This is a genomic window from Flavobacterium amylolyticum, from assembly GCF_048284335.1.
GTDB lineage: Bacteria > Bacteroidota > Bacteroidia > Flavobacteriales > Flavobacteriaceae > Flavobacterium.
The window spans coordinates 76,779-94,442 of the sequence record NZ_JBLVPG010000003.1 but is presented as its reverse complement, the minus strand read 5'-3'; the positions used below and the strand labels follow the sequence as shown (position 1 = coordinate 94,442).

16 protein-coding genes are annotated in these 17,664 nt (G+C 34.2%); 8 read left to right on the top strand and 8 right to left on the bottom strand.

Annotation, left to right across the window (positions count from 1 at the left end; translation table 11 throughout):
• Window positions 1-6 precede the first annotated feature (6 nt).
• Together ACNQF9_RS11280 and ACNQF9_RS11275 are read left to right on the top strand one after the other, a co-directional pair.
• A complete protein-coding gene (locus ACNQF9_RS11280; RefSeq protein ID WP_417990242.1) occupies window positions 7-2,475 on the top strand; it encodes a TonB-dependent receptor in 2,469 nt (822 codons plus the stop codon).
• 121 nt (window positions 2,476-2,596) lie between these two features.
• Window positions 2,597-3,319 (top strand): hypothetical protein, encoded by a 723-nt coding sequence (locus tag ACNQF9_RS11275; RefSeq protein WP_417960606.1) that lies wholly within the window; start codon window positions 2,597-2,599, stop codon window positions 3,317-3,319.
• An 11-nt stretch (window positions 3,320-3,330) separates the two neighbouring features.
• Here ACNQF9_RS11275 and ACNQF9_RS11270 read toward each other — a convergent pair whose 3' ends face one another.
• The 5 genes from ACNQF9_RS11270 to ACNQF9_RS11250 form a co-directional block, all read right to left on the bottom strand.
• On the bottom strand, window positions 3,331-4,032 hold the full coding sequence (locus tag ACNQF9_RS11270; protein WP_417990241.1) for a hypothetical protein: 702 nt from the start codon (window positions 4,030-4,032) through the stop codon (window positions 3,331-3,333).
• A 76-nt stretch (window positions 4,033-4,108) separates the two neighbouring features.
• The gene (locus ACNQF9_RS11265) at window positions 4,109-5,938 is read right to left on the bottom strand and encodes an ABC transporter ATP-binding protein (RefSeq protein ID WP_417960603.1); all 1,830 of its coding nucleotides are present in this window, start codon (window positions 5,936-5,938) and stop codon (window positions 4,109-4,111) included.
• Window positions 5,938-7,665 (bottom strand): phospho-sugar mutase, encoded by a 1,728-nt coding sequence (locus tag ACNQF9_RS11260; RefSeq protein WP_417960601.1) that lies wholly within the window; start codon window positions 7,663-7,665, stop codon window positions 5,938-5,940. Before ACNQF9_RS11260 ends, ACNQF9_RS11265 begins: the two co-directional genes overlap by 1 nt.
• Before the next feature lie 192 nt (window positions 7,666-7,857).
• Window positions 7,858-8,817, bottom strand: coding sequence for a glycosyltransferase family 2 protein (locus tag ACNQF9_RS11255; RefSeq protein ID WP_417960599.1), 960 nt, complete (start codon window positions 8,815-8,817; stop codon window positions 7,858-7,860).
• Between the two features lie 6 nt (window positions 8,818-8,823).
• The gene (locus ACNQF9_RS11250; RefSeq protein WP_417960597.1) at window positions 8,824-9,354 is read right to left on the bottom strand and encodes a DUF4199 domain-containing protein; all 531 of its coding nucleotides are present in this window, start codon (window positions 9,352-9,354) and stop codon (window positions 8,824-8,826) included.
• Between the two features lie 241 nt (window positions 9,355-9,595).
• Here ACNQF9_RS11250 and ACNQF9_RS11245 point away from each other — a divergent pair, with 241 nt between their 5' ends.
• A complete protein-coding gene (locus ACNQF9_RS11245; RefSeq protein ID WP_066077760.1) occupies window positions 9,596-9,847 on the top strand; it encodes a type B 50S ribosomal protein L31 in 252 nt (83 codons plus the stop codon).
• Window positions 9,848-10,002: 155 nt separating this feature from the next.
• A complete protein-coding gene (locus tag ACNQF9_RS11240) occupies window positions 10,003-11,178 on the top strand; it encodes a GlmU family protein (protein ID WP_417960595.1) in 1,176 nt (391 codons plus the stop codon).
• Between the two features lie 73 nt (window positions 11,179-11,251).
• On the opposite strand, the gene ACNQF9_RS11235 is transcribed toward ACNQF9_RS11240, so the two are convergent.
• Window positions 11,252-11,785: a murein L,D-transpeptidase catalytic domain family protein gene (locus ACNQF9_RS11235; RefSeq protein ID WP_417960593.1), complete on the bottom strand. Its 534-nt coding sequence runs from the start codon at window positions 11,783-11,785 to the stop codon at window positions 11,252-11,254.
• 383 nt (window positions 11,786-12,168) lie between these two features.
• On the opposite strand from ACNQF9_RS11235, the gene ACNQF9_RS11230 reads away from it, so the two are divergent.
• Window positions 12,169-13,803: an ABC-F family ATP-binding cassette domain-containing protein gene (locus tag ACNQF9_RS11230; RefSeq protein ID WP_417960591.1), complete on the top strand. Its 1,635-nt coding sequence runs from the start codon at window positions 12,169-12,171 to the stop codon at window positions 13,801-13,803.
• Window positions 13,804-13,865: 62 nt separating this feature from the next.
• Here the strand turns inward: ACNQF9_RS11230 and ACNQF9_RS11225 are convergent, their stop codons facing one another.
• On the bottom strand, window positions 13,866-14,150 hold the full coding sequence (locus ACNQF9_RS11225; RefSeq protein WP_417961233.1) for a GNAT family N-acetyltransferase: 285 nt from the start codon (window positions 14,148-14,150) through the stop codon (window positions 13,866-13,868).
• An 841-nt stretch (window positions 14,151-14,991) separates the two neighbouring features.
• Between ACNQF9_RS11225 and ACNQF9_RS11220 the strand changes: the two genes are divergently transcribed.
• Together ACNQF9_RS11220 and ACNQF9_RS11215 are read left to right on the top strand one after the other, a co-directional pair.
• Window positions 14,992-15,675: an alpha/beta fold hydrolase gene (locus tag ACNQF9_RS11220; RefSeq protein ID WP_417960589.1), complete on the top strand. Its 684-nt coding sequence runs from the start codon at window positions 14,992-14,994 to the stop codon at window positions 15,673-15,675.
• Window positions 15,676-15,697: 22 nt separating this feature from the next.
• Complete coding sequence (locus tag ACNQF9_RS11215) at window positions 15,698-16,591, top strand: lytic transglycosylase domain-containing protein (protein WP_417960587.1); 894 nt, start codon at window positions 15,698-15,700, stop codon at window positions 16,589-16,591.
• Between the two features lie 198 nt (window positions 16,592-16,789).
• Here ACNQF9_RS11215 and ACNQF9_RS11210 read toward each other — a convergent pair whose 3' ends face one another.
• The gene (locus ACNQF9_RS11210; protein ID WP_417960585.1) at window positions 16,790-17,305 is read right to left on the bottom strand and encodes a DUF2892 domain-containing protein; all 516 of its coding nucleotides are present in this window, start codon (window positions 17,303-17,305) and stop codon (window positions 16,790-16,792) included.
• Between the two features lie 164 nt (window positions 17,306-17,469).
• On the opposite strand from ACNQF9_RS11210, the gene rpmH reads away from it, so the two are divergent.
• A complete protein-coding gene (gene rpmH / locus ACNQF9_RS11205) occupies window positions 17,470-17,631 on the top strand; it encodes a 50S ribosomal protein L34 (protein WP_007136275.1) in 162 nt (53 codons plus the stop codon).
• The last annotated feature ends 33 nt before the right edge of the window (window positions 17,632-17,664 follow it).

Below are 17,664 nucleotides of genomic sequence, written 5' to 3'. Positions count from 1 at the left end.
AATCAGTTGAGTACTAATAAAATATTTTTTATTTTCTTTTTTTTCTTGGTGAACCTAAATTTATGGTCCCAAACCGCTAGAATAAGAGGAGTTGTTTTGGACAGGAATAATCAGCCAGTAGAAAACGTGAATGTTTCTTACCCAGGTTTTGGTACTCGCACCAATCAAAATGGTTTTTACGATATAAAAGTTCCTGTGAACCAAAAGGTAATACTCGTTTTTACACATGTAGCGTTGAAAAAAATAACGATAACTTTTACTTTGGGTTCTGATGAGCAAAAAGAGTTTAATCCTGTGATGAGTGATCAGGACGAACAGATGGGTGAAGTGATTGTGACCTCTAATAACAAAAAGCGTATTCAAGGTATAACTACAATTGAGCCGGAAGTTCTTCGAAAAATTCCCGGTGCAAATGCTGGTGTCGAAAATATTTTAAAAACCTTACCTGGAGTAAATTCGAATAATGAATTGAGTACACAATACGCAGTTCGAGGTGGGAATTATGATGAAAATTTGGTTTATGTGAATGAAATCGAAGTCTATCGTCCGTTTCTGATTCGGTCAGGACAACAAGAAGGATTGAGTTTTACCAATACGGATTTGGTTCAAAATGTAGATTTCTCGGCGGGAGGTTTTCAAGCTAAATTTGGTGATAAATTGTCATCGGTTTTAGATATTACCTATCGTAAGCCGATTAAATTTGGAGCTAGTATGGAAGCGAGTTTTCTTGGCGGAAGCCTCTCGCTTGATGTGGTTTCCAAGAATAAAAAATGGTCTGCTGTTACGGGAGTTCGATACCGAAACAACAGCCTTTTGGTAAAAAGCCAAGAGACACAAACGAATTTCACTCCATCCTTTGCCGATATTCAAACCAATATAAATTATCAGGCTTCAGCGAAATGGCAATGGAGTTTTTTGGGGAATATTTCTCAAAATAAATACCAATATCAGCCGTTATCACGGCAAACTAATTTTGGAACCATAGATAATCCTATGGCACTTACTGTTTTTTATGAAGGTCAGGAAAAGGATAAATACGATACGTATTTTGGCGCCTTAAAAACAACATTCAACGTTTCTGATACTTTTACTTTAAAATTTATCGGTTCAGTTTTTCATACTTTAGAGCAAGAGTATTTTGATATTTTCGCGCAATATCGTTTAGGCGAAGTCGATTCCAGTATTGGATCAGCAACTTTTGGGGAAGTGGCTTTCACAAGGGGTATTGGTTCTCAGCTCAATCATGCCAGAAATGATTTGGATGCCTTAATTGTAAATACGGAGATAAAAGGATTCCACGATTGGAAAGAAAATCAATTTGAATGGGGAATAAAATATACACGAGAATCCATCCGCGACAGAATAATAGAGTGGGAGGTAATTGATTCGGCTGGTTTTTCATTGAATCCACCAATTATTGATTTGCCTGAAAAGGATCAGCCGTATTTGCCTTATACTGGACCACTTGTTCCGTATCAAAATATCCGGGCGACTAATTTTAACTCCATAAATAGATTTTCAGGATACGGTCAATGGAGTTTGAAATCGAATATTGGTTCGAGTGAAGTTTGGTATAATGCCGGCGTGCGCTTGCACAATTGGGAAGTTATAGGGGCTACAATATCCGGAAAATCCCAAATTACTGTTAGTCCCAGAGCACAATTTGCCATAAAACCAAATTGGGAGAAAGATATGGTGTTTAGACTTTCGGGAGGATTGTACCATCAACCGCCATTTTATAGAGAATTGAGAGCTGCTGATGGAATGGTGCAACCCAATACCAAAGCGCAACAGTCTGTACATTTAGTTTTTGGGAATGATTATAGTTTTAAGATGTGGAAGCGTCCTTTTAAACTCGTATCAGAACTATATTATAAATCATTGACAGATGTAAATACGTATACCATTGACAATGTCCGCATACGTTACGCAGCTAACAATAATGCAACTGCGTATGCGCAAGGATTAGATGTTCGATTGAATGGGGAGTTTGTTCCGGGAACAGAATCGTGGTTTAGTTTTGGTTATTTGAAAACAGAGGAGAATAGTAATGATAAAGGGTATATTGCCAGACCTACGGATCAAAGATTAAAATTTGGGCTTTTGTTTCAAGATTACATGCCTACTATTCCTAGTATAAAATTGTATTTAAATTTAGTGTACAATACTGGATTGCCAGGAGGTTCGCCATCCTATGCAGATCCTTATTTTTACCAAAACCGCTTGAATGATTACCGCCGTGTAGATGTTGGTTTCTCCAAAGTTTTTATTGATAACACTGCAGTAAAAAAGAATATGGGTTGGTTCAAAGATTTTAAAGAGTTGGCCATAGGTTTGGAGATTTTTAATCTTTTTGACAATCAAAATGCCATCACCAATACCTGGGTTCGCGATGTATATTCGAAAAACCAATATGCGATTCCTAATTATATGACCACCAGAGTTTTTAATATAAAATTGACTGCGAAGTTGTAAATATTAAGAATCACTTAGGTTTAGCGTAAAGTTTAACCCAATTTTAATTCGTTAAATCAAGTATCGAATGCCGTTACCATTTTTAAAAATGATTACATTTGAATTTTAATAGTACAACAACATGAAAAAACTACATATCACAATAGTAGGAATCGCAGTTTTATTTTTAGCCAGTTGCAAAGAGGAAATCGAAAAACCAAAAGTGACTTATAATGGGGCTAATAGAGGTAAAGCAATTGCCATAACCGATTCTACCCAAATACAAATTGCCGATTTGCCACTTCAAATGGAAGGAACGGATTATTTGATTCATCCTGTTGCTGATTTAAGTATTCGTGAGAAAGGGATAAAATCGAGATATGGTTCTTCCAGCGTTAACGATTTGAGTTTTACAATATCGAATTATGGCGAATTTGAAATCACCGGTTTTTTGCAGAATTTGAAATTTCAAAAAGTTGATTCGGATTCCATCAGAAAATTGACAGACAAACCTGTTTTGATTCAAACTGCTACGTATTTGAAGTCAGTTGCTGATAGAACCAATAACCAAATTATGGTGTATACGATGGTTGATATGGATACTAATAAGGATGGAAAATTAGATACGAGTGATATAAAAGCGTTGTATTTAAGTGAAATTAGTGGCAAGAAGTTTACAAAGATGTCGTCAGATTTTCAGGAATTGATCGATTGGAAATTGATAGGTTCCAGAAATCGTTTGTACTTCAGAACCGTTGAGGACACTAATAAAAACGGTGAATTTGATAAAAAGGATGTGGTGAATTATTACTATATTGATTTGTCTAATAAAGAATGGAAAATAATTGGTTACGAGCCGGTTTAGAAGCAATTTTTCTAAATTAATATATCACTTTCTAAGTCGGATTTTTCAATCGTAAAATCAAAACCCAGTTGTTTCACTAATTGGATAACGAGATTTTTATACCAATTTTCGGATTTGGGATGAATGTATATTTTTTCAATCAATTGATTGATGTTTACATTAATTTTCAATCCTTCATTAATTTTGATGTCGCTTTCACCAATGTCTGATATGATGCGGACTTCACCTTCGTATTGAAAGCTTTTCCGTTTGAATAAAAAAGGAAAAAATAGATCATCAAACGGAATGTGTTCTTTTTTGTAATCGATGTAATTTACTTCTCCAATATATTGATTGAAACTGGTTTCAGGAATAAGCGATTCTTGCAAACGTCCAATAGTGGACTGAATAGCTAAACCCTCACTGTTTTGCGTAAAAATTTGCCACATTGCGAAGGATTCGTATTCATTGATATGCCAACTGCTGATGGCTACTTTTTCGCGATGTGTTTTATAGTAGTTTAAAAAGTCAGGATTGTCAATGGAGAGTTTTTTTATCTCTTCAAAAGTAGGTTCACTAAAGGTACCTTCATATTGATCTTCAAACTTATCAGATCGGGACATGAATAGCTTTTCTGACATCAACAAGTCCAGAAACTTAGACAAATCAAGATACTTCCAAACAACCGTGTTTGGGTCTTTTGGAAGTTTTATGTTGGGATTGTTGATGTACATTTATTTTAAGAATAAAATTATTTTAAGATTTTTGTTCCTCAAGAAAATATTCATTTAAAACTGCTATCGCAGGGTATCATTCAAAGGATTGCATGGTAACCAATTTATTGTAAGTGCCATTTAATGCAATTAGTTCGTCGTGCTTTCCTTGCTCCACTATCTTTCCTTTTTGCATCACCACAATCAAATCTGCTTTTTGAATTGTAGAAAGGCGGTGCGCAATGACAATTGAGGTTCTGTTTTGCATCATGTTTTCCAGCGCTACTTGCACGAACTTTTCGCTTTCGGTGTCCAATGCTGATGTAGCTTCATCAAGAATCATAATTGGAGGGTTTTTTAAAACGGCTCTTGCAATAGACAATCGTTGTTTTTGCCCACCAGAAAGTTTGTTTCCGCTGTCACCAATGTTCGTGTGAATTCCTAAGGGTAAATCTTTGACAAACTCATAGGCATTGGCAATTTTTAACGCTTCGATAATTTCTTCATCTGTAGCCTCTAATTTTCCCAATGCAACATTGGCTTTGATCGTGTCATTAAATAATATACTGTCTTGTGTAACTAGACCCATCAAGCCTCGAAGCGATTTCAAACTGAAATCTTTGATGTTCACTCCGTCAATGGTGATTTCGCCTTCGCTAGTGTCATAAAAACGGGTCAGCAAATTGGCGATGGTGCTTTTTCCGCTCCCGGATTGTCCAACAAGAGCCACCGTTTGTCCTTTTTTGACCACAAGCGTAAAGTCTTTCAAAACATTTTCTTTTTCGTATTTAAAGTTAATGTTTTTGAGGGTTATGTTCGAATCAAAAGTATTTTTTTCGAGCGCATTTTCTTTTGAAGTAATTTCATTTTCAACTTCTAAAACTTCAAAAACCCGTTCTGCGGCAGCTAAACCATTTTTCACGGCATAAGATGCTTTAGAAATGGCTTTGGCAGGAGTTAAAATATTGAATGCCAAGGTAAGAAAAACAATAAAAGCCGCGCCTTCAAGGGTTTTGTCAATTAATACTAAGTTTCCACCATACCATAATAACGCAGCTATTGTTGTGATTCCTAAAAACTCACTCAATGGTGTTGCCAAATTATTTTTATCGCCTATAGTATTTGATAAATGCAACAATCGGGTTACCGAATCGTTGAATCTGTTTTTAAAATTAGGTTCTGCATTATAGCTTTTAATCACTTTCAAACCGCCCAAACTTTCATCTACTATTGAAATCAGAAATCCACTTTCTTTTTGTGCCTGTAAGGATTGTGCTCTCAAGTTTTTAGCGATTTTTGAAATGATAAATCCCGAAATTGGAATAAAAACTAAAACAAAAAACGTTAGTTCTACGCTTATAAAAAACATGGTGACTATTGCAAATACGATCGTTAATGGTTCTTTTACGATCAGTTCCAGTATCGAAAAAAAGGAATTTTGAACTTCGTTGACATCACCAAGCATTCGCGCCATTATGTCCCCTTTTCTTTTCTCTGAATAGTAGGATATAGGTAATTCAATGATTTTATCATACATTGATTTTCGTAAATCGCGTAATACGCCATTTTTGAGGTGCATGATGTGATGGGAAGCAAGGTAATTGAATAAATTTTTGAATAAAAAAGTGATGATTACCAAAGAAACGACAAGTAAGAGGGCAAACTGAGGACTATTATCTTTTGTTAATTCGGTTATTTTAAAATACAAAAGATCAGTTCCATAATCTTTTATATTTCCAATTCCGGTATATATTGGCTCTTTTTCAATTGTTTTGACTTTACCAAAAAGTACTTGAAGTACCGGGAGCAGTGTCAACATAGAAATTGTGCTGAACAACGCATATAGAACGTTGTACACCACATTCCAGATGATATGAGTTTTGTACGGTTTAGTAAAAGGAATTAATTTTATTAAATTTCTGTCCATTAGTTCAATTGCATTGCAATAATAATATTTTTAATTTTTTCGTTTAACACGGTTTCCACTTCCTGAAAATCTTCTACAGCATTCAATTCAGTATTTACACTTATGTAAAATTTTATTTTTGGTTCCGTTCCGCTAGGTCTGGCACATATTTTTGATCCGTCTTCCGTATAATAAATCAATACGTTCGATTTTGGAATATTCATTTTAGTTTCCTCATCCGTAAGCAAATTTTTCGCTATCGATGATTGGTAATCTTCTAACATAATCACTCGTTGTCCGTTGATTTCTTTCATTGGATCCTCTCTCATGTCAATCATCATCTGATTGATTTCCTGTAAACCATCCATTCCTTTTTTAGTCAACGAAACTAAGTGTTCTTTGTAAAAACCGTTGTCAACATACAGTTGTAGTAATTCTTTGTAAACCGTACTTCCTTTGGCTTTGGCTTGTGCTGCAAGTTCGCAAATCAATAAAGTAGCAGCAACAGCATCTTTATCCCTTACGGCATCGCCTACCATATAACCAAAACTTTCTTCACCACCACCAATGAATTCCAACTCAGGAAAATCTTTAATCATTTTAGCAATCCATTTGAAACCAGTCAAACCCACTTTACATTCTACATCGTAGTTTGTCGCTAATTCCATCATCATAGGAGTAGAAACGATTGTAGAACCTACAAATTGTTTTCCGTTGATTTTTCCTGCTTTTTTCCATTGTTCCAATAAAAAGGCAGTCATCAAAATCATGGTTTGATTTCCGTTAAGCAACGTCATTTTGCCTTCGTTATCTCTAACAGCAACTCCCAAACGGTCACAGTCAGGATCAGTCCCAATAACAATATCCGAATTCATTTTGTCTGCCAAAGCCAAAGCCATTGTCAGTGCTTCGGGCTCCTCCGGATTTGGAGATTTAACGGTTGGGAAATCACCATTTGGCACTCTTTGTTCTTCAACAATATTCACGTTAGGATAGCCCGCTTGCGATAAGGTATCAGGAACTAAGGTTATGGAAGTCCCATGTAAAGAGGTGAAAACAATATTCAGATTTTTTTTGGCTTCTGCCGAAGTTCCAAAGCTCGCATTTTCGATAGTCGATTTGATAAAAGCTTCATCCACTTCGGTATCAATATAATGTATCAAGTCTTCATTGGCAGTAAACTTGATTTGATTGTAATTTAAATTCTCGATAACAGAGATAATTCCCTCATCTTCCGGTGGCACAATTTGTCCTCCATCTTGCCAGTACACTTTGTATCCGTTATATTCCGGTGGATTGTGAGAGGCAGTCAAAACTATTCCGCATTGACAACCTAAATGTTTCACCGCAAATGACAATTCTGGTGTAGGTCTCAATTCCGAAAATAAATACACTTCAATTCCGTTAGCCGAGAAAACATCCGCAACTAATTTGGCCAGCGTATTGCTATTATGACGACAATCGTAAGCAATAACCGCTTTCAAAGGCTGGTTAGGAAAAGCAGTATGCAAGTAATCCGAAAGTCCCTGTGTGCTTTTTCCAAGCGTATATTTATTGATGCGGTTGTTTCCTACTCCCATAACACCGCGCATTCCGCCGGTTCCAAATTCAAGATTTTTATAAAAGCTTTCTTCCAGTTCTTTAGGCGATGTAGTCATCAATTCTTTAATCGCTTCCTGCGTATCGGTGTCAAATGTTGGCGTAAGCCACTCATTTACTGCATCCAAAATATTTTGTTTGATGTCCATTCTACTTTTTTTTAGTTTCTAAATTCGTAATTAAAATTTAAACACAGTTTTTTATTTTTAGGAGCTATATCCTGCTATTCGCTGTATCTTTTTCTTTTTTTAAAGAAAAAAAAGAAAAAGGATGCCGCTGTTATCAGGGCTAGTAATTAGTTACACGAGAAAAATTGTCTTTTCATTTAGTTTTAGTTAAAACTATAAAAAATTAACCTCACTTGACACTTTATAGCGCTCTTCATTGTTTTTTGTTCGTAAAATTATTTCGCCAAGAAACCCTGCTAAAAATAATTGTGTTCCCAAAATCATTGTGGTAAGAGCAATGTAAAACCAAGGATTACTCGTAACCAGATTATAGCGCATGTCATTGTACATGTGGTATAGTTTAGAAATTCCAATGTATCCGGCAAGCATAAATCCGATGATAAACATCAACGATCCCATAGCACCAAATAAATGCATCGGTCTTTTTCCAAAACGGGAAAGAAACCAAATGGTAATTAAATCCAGAAAACCATTAATGAAACGTTCCATACCAAATTTGGTTTCACCATATTTTCGCGCTTGGTGCTGCACTACTTTTTCGCCGATTTTTCCAAAACCGGCATTTTTTGCCAAAACCGGAATGTATCGGTGCATTTCACCTGAAACTTCAATGTTTTTTACCACAATATTTTTGTAGGCTTTCAGTCCACAATTGAAATCATTCAATTCCACTCCCGAAGTTTTTCTGGCAGCCCAATTGAATAATTTAGACGGCAAGTTTTTTGCCACCACGGAATCGTAGCGTTTCTTTTTCCATCCGGAAACCAAATCATAGTTGCCAGTGGTAATCATGTCGTACAGTCCCGGGATTTCCTCTGGGCTGTCTTGCAAGTCGGCATCCATAGTGATAATAACATCGCCTTTCGCTTTTGCAAAACCAGCATGCAACGCTTGTGATTTTCCGAAATTTTTCATGAAACGAACGCCTTTTACATGGGTATTTTCATTAGCAAATCCTTCGATAATAGTCCAGGAATTATCGGTACTACCATCATCCAGAAAAATGATTTCGTACGTATAATTATGAGATTGCATCACTTTGAAGATCCAGTTGTATAGTTCATTAAGCGATTCCTCTTCATTAAGAAGCGGTATGAGTATTGATAAATTCATTACTATTTATTCTTGTGTAGATTTGCTTTTAAAGAATGCTGCTAAAATTAATCCGAAAATAGAACTGAAAACAATACTAAAGACAGAACCTTTAAGTAATTCTAGAGTAGAATAAGGATTGTTTTCTTTTAATTTGGCTATAGCTTCATTAATTGCTGATGCTGGTGTACCAAATTTTTGAAGCATGTTGACCGTATATTTAATCATTAATTCATTTAAAGTTTCTTTAGCAGAAGGGTCAATAAAGTTGAATAAAAGAACATTAAAAAAAGTAGAAATTAAAATACCGATAAGAGTAGCGATAAAATAGGTAGTAAAAGCATCTTTAAAAGTAAAAACATTTTGAAGGTCTTTTTTTGTTTTTGTCAGTAATACTATTCCTATTACCAAGTAAGTAACAATGCTCAAAGCTCCAATCCACCATGAAGTAAAGAGGTTTAAATCAATAGCATATATAGTTGCTGTAATTAATGCAGAAACAATTCCAATTATTACTCCAAAAGTAATTCCGTTTCTTTTAATGATTTCATTTACCATTGTTATAGTTTTTAGGATTAGACCACAAATATAACAATTCCCAATATATTCGTAGCTAAAAATTGCTTTTTACGATTATATAAAAAAAGTGTTGCAAAGATTTGATTATTGGAAAAAAATTGTAAATTTGCAAACTCAAAATAATATTGTAAAACAAAAAGTTATAATGCGTTTATACCTTTTCTGTTAGAAGAAAAGCTTCAAGACAAGTTATAATTAACAAATAAAAAAGATTAACAAGATGAAAAAAGGAATTCACCCAGAAAATTACAGATTAGTTGCATTTAAAGACATGTCAAATGACGAAGTTTTTATTACTAAATCTACTGCAGATACAAGAGAAACATTAACAGTTGACGGTGTTGAATACCCAGTTGTAAAAATGGAGATCTCTAGAACTTCTCACCCTTTTTACACAGGTAAATCTAAACTTATCGATACTGCAGGACGTATTGATAAATTCAAAACTAAGTACGCTAAACACGCTAAATAATAAAAGCTTGTTTTTAAATACAATTAAGCCTTCCTTTTGGGAGGCTTTTTTATTTTTATCTATTTGAAAACGTTGTAACTTTGGGGTTAAGAATATTAAATGGGAATTGTCATAATTAATTTTCGATGAACTAAATAACTAAATAAACAGTTTTTATGAATTACATACTTTTTGACGGACCTGCTAGAAATGCCTTATTGCCTTTTACTTTCACACGTCCAGTTGCAGATATTCTTATTGGTATCATGACGATTCGTCAAAAGTGGGAAATGCGTCTGGGCTCTACTACAACTACGTTGACAGAGGATTATTTATCAGAGAAATTTCCAATGGTAGAATTAGAGCAAAATGTAATGATAAACGCTTCCTTTCTTCCTAATGATTTATTAGTAGAGATGGTTGGCAATCTGGAACCCAATCAGGCTATTTTTAAAGGGGAGGAAGTGATTGCTTTCTATACTAATGAAGAGCAGGAAGAAGTAGATTTTGATACCTATGAAATTATTGAATATACTACTGATTGCTTAACAGTTCAAAACACTTGGGATATTTTTTCTAAAAATGATGCCGCTATTCGGGAAGATTTTGAATTCTTGACCGAAGACAGAACCTCACAACCAATTCCAAAAAGTGTTAATGTCATCGCACCCGAAAATATATTTATTGAAGAAGGTGCAAAGTTGGAGTTTGTTACTTTAAATGCTTCAATGGGGCCAATATATATAGGCAAGGATTCAGAAATTATGGAAGGTTCAGTCATTAGAGGTCCTTTTGCTTTGTGTGAAAATGCATCGGTAAAGATGGCATCAAAAATATATGGCGCCACAACAGTAGGGCCGCATTCTAGAGTTGGAGGCGAAGTTAATAACTCTGTATTATTTGGGTATTCTAATAAAGGGCATGATGGGTTTTTAGGAAATTCGGTACTTGGCGAATGGTGTAATATTGGAGCCGACAGTAATAATTCGAATCTAAAAAATAATTACGAAGAAGTAAAATTGTGGAGCTATGAAACCGAGGGATTTGCTAAAACCGGACTTCAGTTTTGCGGTTTAATGATGGGAGATCACAGCAAGTGCGGTATTAACACCATGTTCAATACGGGAACAGTAGTAGGAGTGAGTGCTAATATTTTTGGCAGCGGATTTCCCCGCAATTTTGTGCCTAGTTTTTCTTGGGGTGGTGCTTCTGGCTTTACTACCTACATCACCAAGAAAGCTTTTGAAACGGCAAGATTAGTAATGAGCCGTCGAAGCGTAGATTTCGATGAAAGAGAGGCTGCAATTCTTGAACACATTTTTGAGGAATCTAAAAAGTGGAGAAAAGAATAACACATCAATTTTCACATGATATAAAAGCCTCTTGTGGGGCTTTTTTGTTTTAAATACATTATTTTTTGGCTGTTTATTGATAAGCGTACACTAACGAGCCGTCTTTTATCAAATCAATTAGGGTGGTGGCATTGATATCTGGAACAGAAAAACAGCCCAAGCTAAATTTACTGTACATTCTTTTTGACGAATGGACTACGATGTTTCTTTTCAAAGCATTTGAGTTTTTATCGCTTTCCAACCCGTTTAGTTTTAAAGAATAACCCCAAGCGCCTTTGTAAGTTTGTAAAGTAACATAACAGCCTAGTGAGGTTGCGTTGCTTCCCACCGTATTGCTAAATGATTTAGGTGTTAGTCCGGTTCCTGATCCTGAGCCATGGTCGACATTGCTAATGAGCAAGACCTTGCTATTTTTTAAGTCGATGACATAAAGCCTTGCTTCCTCTATTGACTTAGAAAAATCAATTAGTGTAATAATATTTTTATTCTTGGCTTTAAAACCCCATTTAGTTTGTATTTCGGTTGCCTTTTTTACAATTTCGGCGTTGTCTTGAGCTGCTATGCAATTGAAAATGCATAGAAAAAGTAGCGTAATAATTTTTTTCATGAACTGATTTTTAAAATTTCCTTTAGGCCCAAACTTTAAGTTTATAGTTTTAATAGTGTTGTTTTACAATATGAATTTCCTGTTTTCATGGGGCTTAAACGCGGATTGATATCGGGTTCACGATTCAGGGGTTTGTTGTTTTTCTAAGATTTTTTTTATAAAGAAATAGATTTTTAAAATCACGTAAGTAACTGTTAATCAGATTACAAAACTATAAAAAATATTGACATTTTTCTAATAAATTTTTATTTTTTTAATTAAAATTGTTATATACTATTTCAATTGTTCAACTACTGAATTAAACTATATTTGCACTTTCAAAAAAAATGTTCGATTGCGAAATATAAAGTACAACTTTTGAACATTAACTTTAAACTAAAATAATGATTACAGTTAACGATATTTCTGTACAGTTTGGTGGTACGACACTTTTTAGCGATGTTTCTTTTGCTATAAACGAAAATGATAAAATTGCCTTGATGGGTAAAAATGGAGCAGGAAAATCGACACTGCTAAAAATTATAGCAGGGCAAAGCAAGCCTTCAACAGGTAATATTTCGGCACCAAAAGATGCTGTTGTAGCTTATTTGCCTCAGCATTTATTGACTACAGATGGCGCAACGGTGATGGAAGAAACCTCTAAAGCTTTTGGTGAAGTTTTTGGAATGAAAGCTGAAATCGATGAAATCAATGAGCAATTGACGATTCGTACTGATTATGAAAGCGATGCTTACATGAAACTAATTGAAAGAGTTTCTGACTTAAGTGAGAAATTCTATGCGATAGAAGAAGTAAATTATGAAGCCGAAGTCGAGAAAATCCTGATTGGTTTGGGATTTGTTCGCGAAGATTTTAGTCGTCAAACTTCAGAATTTTCGGGAGGCTGGAGAATGCGGATAGAATTAGCCAAAATTCTTTTGCAAAAACCAGACTTAATTTTACTGGATGAACCTACCAACCACATGGATATTGAAAGTATTCAGTGGCTAGAAGATTTCTTGATTAATTCTGCCAAAGCGGTTGTGGTGATTTCTCATGATAAAGCTTTCGTAGATAATATTACCAATCGTACGATAGAGGTAACAATGGGAAGAATTTATGACTACAAAGCCAAATATTCTCATTATCTGGAACTTAGGAAAGACAGAAGAATTCATCAGCAAAAAGCCTATGATGAGCAACAACGAATGATTGCCGATAACCGGACTTTTATCGATCGTTTTAAAGGAACATTTTCTAAAACGGATGCTGTTCAGTCTCGTGTTAAGATGTTAGAAAAGCTTGTTATTGTTCAGGTTGATGAGGTTGATACCTCGGCATTGAAGCTAAAATTTCCACCTGCCGCACGTTCGGGACAGTATCCGGTTATTGTTAAGGATTTATCAAAGTCGTATGGCGATCATGTGGTTTTTTCGAATGCGAATATGGTTATTGAAAGAGGTGAAAAAGTAGCTTTCGTGGGCAAAAATGGGGAAGGCAAATCGACAATGATTAAAGCCATTATGAAAGAAATTGAAATTAATGGTGGAAGTTTAGAAATTGGTCATAACGCACAAATTGGTTATTTTGCTCAAAATCAAGCTTCATTGTTGAACGAAAATGCTACAATTTTTGAAACTATTGATGATATTGCTGTAGGTGATGTTCGAACTAAAATTAAAGACATTTTAGGCGCTTTTATGTTTCAAGGTGATGACGTTACTAAAAAAGTAAAAGTGCTTTCAGGAGGTGAGAAAACGCGGTTGGCAATGATAAAATTATTGTTAGAACCAGTGAATTTATTGATTCTGGATGAGCCTTCAAATCACTTGGATATGAAAACCAAAGACATTATCAAAGATGCACTACGAGATTTTGATGGAACTTTAATCTTGGTTTCACACGATAGAGATTTCTTAGACGGATTAGCGACTAAGGTTTTTGAATTTGGGAACAAAAGAGTAGTAGAACACTTTGAAGATATTGCCGGTTTCTTAGCTCACAAAAAAATGGACAGTATGAAAGAAATAGAAAAATAATTCTTGGATTGTTTATAAAAACCAAAAAAGAGGCTGTATTTTAGAATACAGCCTCTTTTTAATTACAGTCTGATTCCCGGAGGAAGCAATTCTTTGTAAACAGGATTTTTTTTGAAAAACAGAACTATTTTAGGTAGAATTGGCACAACCTTAAATTTTCGTTCTATCGCAATTTCCATAATGTTTTTCAGAAAATTTGAAACGAATTCTTCATCTTCGAATGATTCAGGGACATTTATTTTTGTTAAAAATATTTTCTTCTCCTGAAACGAATATTCAACAGTAACTAATCCTTGATTGACAGTAGTCTCAAATTGTCTTGCAAAAGTATTGTCTTTGATTTCCATGGTCATCGCTGTATCCATAATAATTAATTCTTTTTGATTGGTATTTCTACCAAAAATATTTTTGATTTGGGAATAACATAAATTTTAAATGCATATAAAATATATTATTTCCATGGCATCTCTTGCCTTCAAAATGGAATAGTTACCCTCTATTTTCGCCGTTTATCAAAACGTTGAAACGCCGTTCTAGGAATTTTAATCTTCTATATCAAATGGATATTAGTATCGAATATTCCTAAATGAAAAAAGGGTTTCTGGTAGACCTAAACTAGGTTACTATCATTTTTATCATTTGACTAAGTAGTGTTTACAAAGGTATTGATTTGATTTTCAATATCAAACGATTTGTAGTCGTATCTTGGTGTTGTGTTTTGGGACTAAAGATGCAATCCTGCTTAAACTAGTTTTTGTTTTCCAAATAGGCATTCGCTTAGGAATGTTCCTCTCTAGGATTCTGTAAAGATTATTAGGACTTATTAAAATTAATTACGCTATCATTTTTCATACTTTTATAGTGCTTTAGATCTGTGCTTCATAAAGAATTTTTTGTATTAGTTTGTCTTTCAAAACCGGTTACCTCAGTTGTATTGTTGTCATTTTTAGTGTTTAGTATTCCAAATTTTAAACCGTCCGAATTCAAATACTTGCCGAAAGAAAAAGGGAAATTAGTTTAGGTCAATTAAATTTAGTAGAGCTCCTTTTGTATGATTCCAATAGTTGTGCAGTCATAAATTATTGGTAATATAAAGTGAGTAATTGAATGGTTTTCAATAAAAAAAATTATTTTTATAAAAAATTAGCCCTAAAGAGTGAAGTTTTGATGTAATTTTTTTAAATAGTTATGAGTAGAATTCCGGTTTATCTAATGCCAGGTTTGGCTTCAAGTAGTGCTATTTTTGAGCGGATTGTGCTCCCTGAAGCGGTGTTTCAAATTCATTTATTAGAATGGGAGATTCCACTGGATGATGAATCCTTGATGAATTATGCAGAGAGAATTTCATCCAAAATAAAGCATGAAAATCCAGTTTTGATTGGGGTTTCTTTTGGGGGAATCTTAGTCCAGGAAATGGCTAAATATGTGAAAGCACGAAAGGTCATTATTATTTCGAGTGTAAAATGCAATGCTGAATTTCCGCGAAGATTAAAAATTGCTAAAACCACCAAAGCGTATAAATTAATTCCCATGAGTTTGTTTGCAAATATTGAAAGCTTGGCTAAATTTTCTTTTGGAGAAAAAGTGAATCAGCGACTCAAGCTGTATGAAAAATTTCTTTCAGTAAGAGATATTCGCTATTTGAATTGGGCGGTTGAACAAGTCATTTTATGGGATAGAAATGTTATTGATGAAGAAGTAATTCACATTCATGGAGATGCAGACGATGTTTTTCCGATTAAATATATCAAGAATTCTATAGTTGTAAAAGGCGGGACGCACATTATGATTCTGAACAAATATAAATGGTTGAATGAAAACTTACCATCTCTAATATTAGGAGTAAAAAAAGAAGCCAAAGTGTTTTTGTAACTACGAAAAAAAATAAGAAAAGATGAAGCCTATTTATAAAGTTATTCTGATCCTTACTGTAATTTTTGCGAGTGGGATATTCATTTTTGCAACAACCAACGATGCGAAAGTAAAAGAAGCCAAAGAAGCAATTGTTTATAGTTTTCCTGTAAAATTGGATTTTGCAGGAGAAGCAACACCCTTAACGATATCAGATGTTAAAGAACGATTTGATCGGGAATTGCTGGTGAATGTGAATTTACACGCTTCCACTATTTTGGCTATAAAAAGAGCCAATCGTGCTTTTCCTGTCATTGAACCAATTTTGAAAAAGAATGGTATTCCGGATGATTTTAAATATCTGGCAGTTATAGAAAGTGGATTAGTCAATGTAGTTTCGCCAGCTGGAGCAAGAGGGATTTGGCAATTTATGCCAGAGACAGCAAAAGAACGCGGTATGGAAGTCGGTGAAAATGTGGATCAGCGCTATGATTTGGAGAAATCAACTCAAGCAGCTTGTAGTTATTTTTTGAGTGCTAAAGGGAAGTTTGGTAATTGGACTTTGGCAGCAGCCTCCTATAATGGAGGAATGACGGGTATAAACAAGCAAATTGGGATTCAAAAAGTATCTGATTATTATGATTTACTGCTTACTGAAGAAACGTCCCGTTATGTTTTTAGAATTTTGGCGTTGAAAGAAATTATGGAAAATCCTATAAAATATGGGTTTACAATACTTCCAGAAGATCGGTATGAAATTTTGCCTACTAGAAAAATCGAAATTGACAGTTCTATTACGGACTTGGCAGCATTTGCAAAAGGTCAGGGAATTAACTACAAGATTTTGAAAATACACAATCCTTGGCTCAGGGAAACAAAATTGCTGAATGATACTGGTAAAAAATACCAAATCGAAATTCCGTTAAAAGGATATTAACTGTTTTTTTTTGAACAATATAAGGGGTTTAAGAAAACATAAGTGACATAAAAACTAAAATCTGTAAGTGCTTAAATAAACTTATATTTTATACGGTTGTTAAAACAAAGGGGAGTCTGTTTGCACTTATAATAATTCATATTAAATAAAAAAGGGTCAAATGTGTATCATTTGACCCTTTTTTAATAGTAGAATAAATTATATTTTTTTCATTTGATCTTTCATCATCGTAATCTGATCTTTCAACATATTCTGTTTGTCTAATTTTTTGGCTTCATTCAATAGGGATGTAGCTTCTAATTTTCGGCGGCGAGTCATGGCAACTCCGGCTAAATTTAATTTTGCTACCGCTAAATCCATGTCCATTGATAATCCTAACTCAATTGCTTTTTTGAAATATTTTTCTGCTTGATTGATATTCGTTTGCGAAAGCATGATTCCGTGCAGGTAATTAAAATAGCCTTGTTGTTTTTGTATCAAAGCCGTTTCAGGGTTTTTAATATAAGCTAGCCATTTTTTAGCTCCTTCAAAATCTTGTTTTCGTAGTTTTAAGAAGGCCAATAAGATGAATTCGTTTTTGAAGTAAAGGAAAATAGGAATTGCACTTAATATAAGAAGGAAAATTCCGTTACCAATGTTGCTTTCTGTAAATTGCCAAATGCCAGTAACGATAATAAGTCCGGCGATAATAAGTTTAATATTTCTGTGAAACATAGTGTGTTTATTTTAAGATCACAAATATAGTAAAATGAATTGAAAATATTTTTACAAAACTACTTGTGAGAAAAAAAAGTCTTTGTATATTTGCACTCGGTTTTAGAATAACAGTTATTCAAAAATAGGAAGACATATAAATAAGATTTTAAAGATACAAAGCAATGAGCAAAAGAACGTTTCAACCATCGAAAAGAAAAAGAAGAAATAAGCACGGATTTATGGACAGAATGGCTTCTGCAAATGGAAGAAAAGTTCTTGCGCGTAGAAGAGCTAAAGGAAGACATAAATTGACTGTTTCTTGCGAACCAAGACACAAAAAATAATGTTTCTATAAACATAAATAAGGCGTTACTTTT

Coding starts and splice junctions, on each gene's coding strand:
- ACNQF9_RS11250 (WP_417960597.1), bottom strand. CDS start 9,354: ATGGTAAATGAAATCATTAAAAGAAACGGAATTACTTTTGGAGTAATA.
- ACNQF9_RS11235 (WP_417960593.1), bottom strand. CDS start 11,785: ATGAAAAAAATTATTACGCTACTTTTTCTATGCATTTTCAATTGCATA.
- ACNQF9_RS11240 (WP_417960595.1), top strand. CDS start 10,003: ATGAATTACATACTTTTTGACGGACCTGCTAGAAATGCCTTATTGCCT.
- ACNQF9_RS11215 (WP_417960587.1), top strand. CDS start 15,698: ATGAAGCCTATTTATAAAGTTATTCTGATCCTTACTGTAATTTTTGCG.
- ACNQF9_RS11225 (WP_417961233.1), bottom strand. CDS start 14,150: ATGGAAATCAAAGACAATACTTTTGCAAGACAATTTGAGACTACTGTC.
- ACNQF9_RS11270 (WP_417990241.1), bottom strand. CDS start 4,032: ATGTACATCAACAATCCCAACATAAAACTTCCAAAAGACCCAAACACG.
- ACNQF9_RS11260 (WP_417960601.1), bottom strand. CDS start 7,665: ATGGACATCAAACAAAATATTTTGGATGCAGTAAATGAGTGGCTTACG.
- ACNQF9_RS11245 (WP_066077760.1), top strand. CDS start 9,596: ATGAAAAAAGGAATTCACCCAGAAAATTACAGATTAGTTGCATTTAAA.
- ACNQF9_RS11255 (WP_417960599.1), bottom strand. CDS start 8,817: ATGAATTTATCAATACTCATACCGCTTCTTAATGAAGAGGAATCGCTT.
- ACNQF9_RS11210 (WP_417960585.1), bottom strand. CDS start 17,305: ATGTTTCACAGAAATATTAAACTTATTATCGCCGGACTTATTATCGTT.
- ACNQF9_RS11275 (WP_417960606.1), top strand. CDS start 2,597: ATGAAAAAACTACATATCACAATAGTAGGAATCGCAGTTTTATTTTTA.
- ACNQF9_RS11230 (WP_417960591.1), top strand. CDS start 12,169: ATGATTACAGTTAACGATATTTCTGTACAGTTTGGTGGTACGACACTT.
- rpmH (WP_007136275.1), top strand. CDS start 17,470: ATGAGCAAAAGAACGTTTCAACCATCGAAAAGAAAAAGAAGAAATAAG.
- ACNQF9_RS11265 (WP_417960603.1), bottom strand. CDS start 5,938: ATGGACAGAAATTTAATAAAATTAATTCCTTTTACTAAACCGTACAAA.
- ACNQF9_RS11220 (WP_417960589.1), top strand. CDS start 14,992: ATGAGTAGAATTCCGGTTTATCTAATGCCAGGTTTGGCTTCAAGTAGT.